Source organism: Flavobacterium sp. (genome assembly GCF_017985075.1).
In the GTDB taxonomy this organism is placed as follows: domain Bacteria; phylum Bacteroidota; class Bacteroidia; order Flavobacteriales; family Flavobacteriaceae; genus Flavobacterium.
Genome location: NZ_JAGNYF010000089.1, coordinates 1 through 5,294 on the forward strand (window position 1 = coordinate 1; position 5,294 = coordinate 5,294).

General features: G+C 32.4%; 4 protein-coding genes. 2 read left to right on the forward strand and 2 right to left on the reverse strand.

Going from position 1 to position 5,294, the window contains the following annotated elements:
• On the forward strand, positions 1-1,179 hold a 1,179-nt coding region (pepD, locus tag KA468_RS10480; RefSeq protein WP_291242882.1), incomplete at its 5' end, for a beta-Ala-His dipeptidase.
• Between the two features lie 42 nt (positions 1,180-1,221).
• On the opposite strand, the gene carB is transcribed toward pepD, so the two are convergent.
• Together carB and rpmH are read right to left on the reverse strand one after the other, a co-directional pair.
• On the reverse strand, positions 1,222-4,077 hold the full coding sequence (gene carB / locus KA468_RS10485; RefSeq protein WP_291242883.1) for a carbamoyl-phosphate synthase large subunit: 2,856 nt from the start codon (positions 4,075-4,077) through the stop codon (positions 1,222-1,224).
• 98 nt (positions 4,078-4,175) lie between these two features.
• On the reverse strand, positions 4,176-4,337 hold the full coding sequence (gene rpmH / locus KA468_RS10490) for a 50S ribosomal protein L34 (protein ID WP_091315350.1): 162 nt from the start codon (positions 4,335-4,337) through the stop codon (positions 4,176-4,178).
• A gap of 150 nt (positions 4,338-4,487) precedes the next feature.
• Between rpmH and KA468_RS10495 the strand changes: the two genes are divergently transcribed.
• Positions 4,488-5,006: a DUF2892 domain-containing protein gene (locus KA468_RS10495; RefSeq protein ID WP_291242884.1), complete on the forward strand. Its 519-nt coding sequence runs from the start codon at positions 4,488-4,490 to the stop codon at positions 5,004-5,006.
• Positions 5,007-5,294 lie beyond the last annotated feature (288 nt).

The window sequence follows — 5,294 nt, forward strand, 5'->3', positions numbered from 1 at the left end:
ATTGAAATGTATGTAGATGGTGACTGGGTTCGTGCTAAAGGAACTACTTTAGGTGCCGATAACGGATTAGGTGTTGCCACAATTATGGCAATCTTAGAAAGTACCACAATTCCACATCCTGCCATTGAAGCTTTGTTTACAATAGATGAAGAAACTGGTATGACAGGTGCAATGGGTTTAAAAGGCGGCTTGCTAGAAGGTGAAATCCTTTTAAATTTAGACACCGAAGAAGACGATGAAATTGATATTGGTTGTGCAGGCGGTGTAGACGTAACCGCAGTTGCAGAATACGATGAAGAAGACACTCCTGCCGATGCTGTTGGCTATACCATTACCGTAAAAGGTTTAAATGGTGGGCATTCAGGTATGGATATAGACAAAGGTTTAGGTAATGCAAACAAAATTATGAACCGTTTATTATTTAATGGTTTTGAAGATTTTGGTTTACAAATTTCAACTATTAATGGCGGAAGCCTTCGTAATGCCATTCCAAGAGAAAGTATAGCAGAAGTAGCCATTGCTCCTATTTATGATGAAGCATTTACGTTTGATATGCAAGAAATTATCAATGAAATAAAAGCTGAGTTTAAAACTACAGAACCCAATTTAGAAATTGTAATTGAAAAATCAGCGACAACACCTACTAAAGTTATGCCACCAATGGCACAGTTTTATATGGTTAGATCGATTTATGCAGCTCATAATGGCGTGTATAGAATGAGTGCCGATTTTGATAATTTAGTCGAAACCTCAAATAATATCGCAAAAATCACAGTTGCTAACGGGAAATTAACCGTACAATGTTTAACACGTTCTTCGGTGGAAACCTCAAAATTTGATTTAGCAAACGCTTTACGTTCCGCTTTCGAATTAATGGGTTGTGAAGTCACTTTCGGTGGTTCGTATCCAGGTTGGACACCAAATGCCAACTCAGAAATATTAGATATTTTAACTTCAATATACGAGAAACAAAACGGAACTAAACCTCACGTTGTAGCTTGTCACGCCGGATTAGAATGTGGTATTTTAGGAACCAATTACCCAGAAATGGATATGATTTCTTTTGGACCAACAATCAAAGGCGCACATAGTCCAGATGAAAGAGCAAATATTACATCCGCTCAAAAATATTGGAAATTTGTATTAGAAATTTTAGAGAATATTCCAGTTAGAAAATAGTATAAACTAAAAATCCCAATCTTTCGATTGGGATTTTTTTATTTATTTAGTTAAGTACATTTTTCTTCTGGCATACAAGTCATAAAATTGATCATCTTTTAAATCATCAATAAATAAGATGCTTTCGCCTGTTGATTTCATTTCTGGACCTAAGGCTTTATTTACATTTGGAAATTTACTAAAAGAGAAAATCGGTTGCTTAATCGCATATCCTTTTAATTTCGGATTAAAGGCGAAATCAGTTACTTTATTTTCTCCTAACATTACTTTTGTAGCGTAATTTACATAAGGTTCTCCATACGCTTTTGCAATAAAAGGTACAGTACGAGAAGCTCTTGGATTAGCTTCAATAATGTAAACAATATCGTCTTTTATCGCAAATTGAATATTAATCAATCCAACAGTTTTTAAAGCTACTGCGATTTTATTTGTATGATCTTTAATTTGCTGCATTACAAATTCACCTAAATTAAAAGGAGGTAAAGTAGCATTACTATCGCCAGAATGCACACCACATGGCTCAATATGCTCCATAATCCCAATAATATAAACATTTCCATCTGCATCACAAATAGCATCGGCTTCAGCTTCAATAGCACCATCTAAATAATGGTCTAATAAAAGTTTATTTTCAGGTATCGATTTTAATAAATCAATTACGTGTTCTTCCAATTCTTGTTTATTGATTACAATTTTCATTCCTTGACCACCTAACACATAAGAAGGACGGACTAATAAAGGAAAATCTAATGTATCTGCTAATTGCGAAGCCTCTTCAGCACTTTCAGCTATTCCAAATTGTGGAAATGGTATTTTTAATTCTGTTAATAAATCAGAGAACCTTCCTCTATCTTCCGCTAAATCTAAAGCATCAAATGAAGTTCCTAAAATTTTAATTCCGTATTTCGATAATTTTTCAGCTAATTTTAAAGCCGTTTGCCCACCTAATTGCACAATCACACCTTCTGGTTTTTCATGCTGAATAATATCGTATATATGTTCCCAAAAAACAGGTTCAAAATACAATTTATCAGCCGTATCAAAATCTGTGGAAACCGTTTCTGGATTACAGTTAATCATTATCGTTTCGTAACCACATTCTTTAGCCGCCAATACGCCATGTACACAAGAATAATCAAACTCAATACCTTGTCCAATTCGATTTGGTCCAGAACCTAAGACTACTACTTTTTTCTTATCAGTTACAATACTTTCATTGTGAACGTATCTCGTACCATCTGCTTTTTCAATTTCGGCCTCAAAAGTAGAATAATAATAAGGCGTTTGTGCTTTAAATTCTGCGGCACAAGTGTCCACTAATTTATAAACGCGTTGAATATTCATTTCGCCACGTAATTTATGAACTTGACTTTCCAAACAACTCATCATATGCGCTATTTGTCTGTCGCCATATCCTTTTTGTTTGGCTTCTAATAATAATTCTTTAGGTAAAGTATCTACTTTATATTTTGAAATTTCTTTTTCTAAATGAAATAATTCTTCATATTGCTTCAAAAACCACATATCTATTTTAGTGATTTCATGAATTCTACTCAATGGAATTCCCATTGCAATAGCATCATAAATCACAAAGACTCTGTCCCAACTTGCATGAGTTAATTTTTCAATAACTTGTTCGTAATTGGTATACCCTTTTCCATCAGCTCCTAAACCATTTCGCTTAATTTCAAGTGATTGAGTAGCTTTGTGAAGTGCTTCTTGAAAGGAGCGCCCAATTCCCATTACTTCTCCTACCGACTTCATTTGTAAGCCTAAAGTTCTATCTGCACCTTCAAATTTATCGAAATTCCAACGTGGTATTTTTACGATTACATAATCTAAAGTTGGCTCAAATAAAGCTGAAGTCGATTTTGTAATTTGATTTTGCAATTCATCTAAATTGTAACCTAAAGCTAATTTCGATGCGATTTTTGCAATTGGATATCCAGTAGCTTTTGATGCCAATGCAGAAGAACGTGATACGCGAGGATTGATTTCGATCGCAACTATATCTTCTTTTTCATCAGGTGAAACAGCAAATTGCACATTACAACCTCCTGCAAAATTTCCGATAGAACGCATCATCAAAATAGCCATATCACGCATTTTTTGAAAAGTGGTGTCTGATAAAGTCATCGCAGGCGCAACAGTAATAGAATCTCCAGTATGAATTCCCATAGGGTCCATATTTTCAATCGTACAGATAATTACAACATTATCGTTACTATCACGTAATAATTCCAATTCATATTCTTTCCATCCCATCAAAGCTTTATCAATTAAAACTTCATGAATTGGAGAAGCTTCTAAACCGTATGTTAAAGCCGCATCAAAATCTTCTCTTTTATAAACAATAGCAGCACCCGTTCCTCCCAAGGTAAAAGAAGGACGAATTACTAAAGGAAAACCAAATTCTTGCTCAATTTCTTTTCCTTTTAAGAAAGAGTTTGCTGTTTTAGCTGGTGCTTGAGGAATTCCAATTTTATTTAATAAATTTTTAAATTGCTCTCTATCTTCGGTAATATTTATTGCATTTATATCTACACCAATTAATCTAACACCAAAATCCTTCCAAATTCCTTTTTCATCGGCTTCTATACATAAATTTAATGCAGTTTGACCACCCATTGTTGGTAAAACTGCATCAATTTGAGGATGTGCTTTTAAAATTTCAATTATAGATTTAGTAGTCAAAGGTTTTAAATACACATGATCAGCCATCGTTGGGTCTGTCATGATGGTTGCAGGATTTGAATTAATAAGGATTACTTCTATTCCTTCCTCTCTTAAAGAGCGTGCAGATTGTGAACCGGCGTAGTCAAATTCGCAGGCTTGTCCAATTACTATTGGCCCCGAACCAATAATTAATACCGATTTAATTGAATTGTCTTTTGGCATATTGTTGTGTTGTTGTAGATTGTAATTTAATGCAAATATAAAAAAAAGGTGCTACTATTAAAATAGTAACACCCTGATATTTTGATTAACTAATACCATTATTTTTTATGTCTTGGTTCACAAGATACAGTTAATTTATGTCTTCCTTTAGCTCTTCTACGAGCAAGCACTTTTCTTCCGTTAGGAGATGACATTCTGTCCATGAAACCGTGCTTATTTCTTCTTTTTCTCTTTGATGGTTGAAATGTTCTCTTACTCATTGTTAGTATTTTTAAATTCTATATAATTCTTTAATAATATGGCTTTCTTTAAACCGAGTGCAAATATACAAAGACTTTTTTCAAATACAAATACTTTTTTAAAATTATTTTTAATAGATTTTATTACCTTTGCAAACTAAACTAAATATCATGTTCAATAAAAACATAAAACTAATTACTGCTGCAGGATTAATTTCATTTGCAATTTACTTATTTATAAAAGGTGGTAACACCGGAAACGGAATATTTATCCTTCTATTATCAACACTTTTTATCTTATTTTATTTTAAAAACGAATTAATTATTTTATCATTTTTACAGTTAAGAAAACAAAATTTTGAGGGTGCAAAAAAATATTTAGATAAAATAAGTAATCCTGAAACAGCATTGGTTAAAAAACAACAAGGCTATTACAACTACTTAAATGGATTAATGGTTTCACAAACTAACTTAAATCAAGCAGAAAAATATTTTAGAAAAGCAATTGAATTAGGTTTAAGTATGGATCAAGATTTAGCTTTAGCTAAACTTCAATTAGCAGGAATTGCAGCTTCAAAAAGAAGAAAAATTGAAGCAGAAAAATGGCTAAGTGAAGCAAAAAAATTAGACAAGCACAATATGCTTAAAGATCAAATCGTAATGATGAAACAACAATTAAAAAGAATATAAATTAAAAAGTCCCATATGGGACTTTTTTTTGTGCTTATAATTACGATATAAATTTGTAATCTATTCTATTAAAATCATATGGAATATGCAAATCACTAAACATTAGAGTTACTCTCCCCAAAATATAGAATACATAAACTTTATCAATACAAATTTTACATTTTTATTTATTGCGTTCCCTTTCAGGTCGTGTGTTCCGTTATATCTTTTTTGGTGTTATTTTTAAAAAAAAGGATGCCACTACACCCACTAACGCTTAGGTTTTCATAAGATAAATCTTGTAAACAA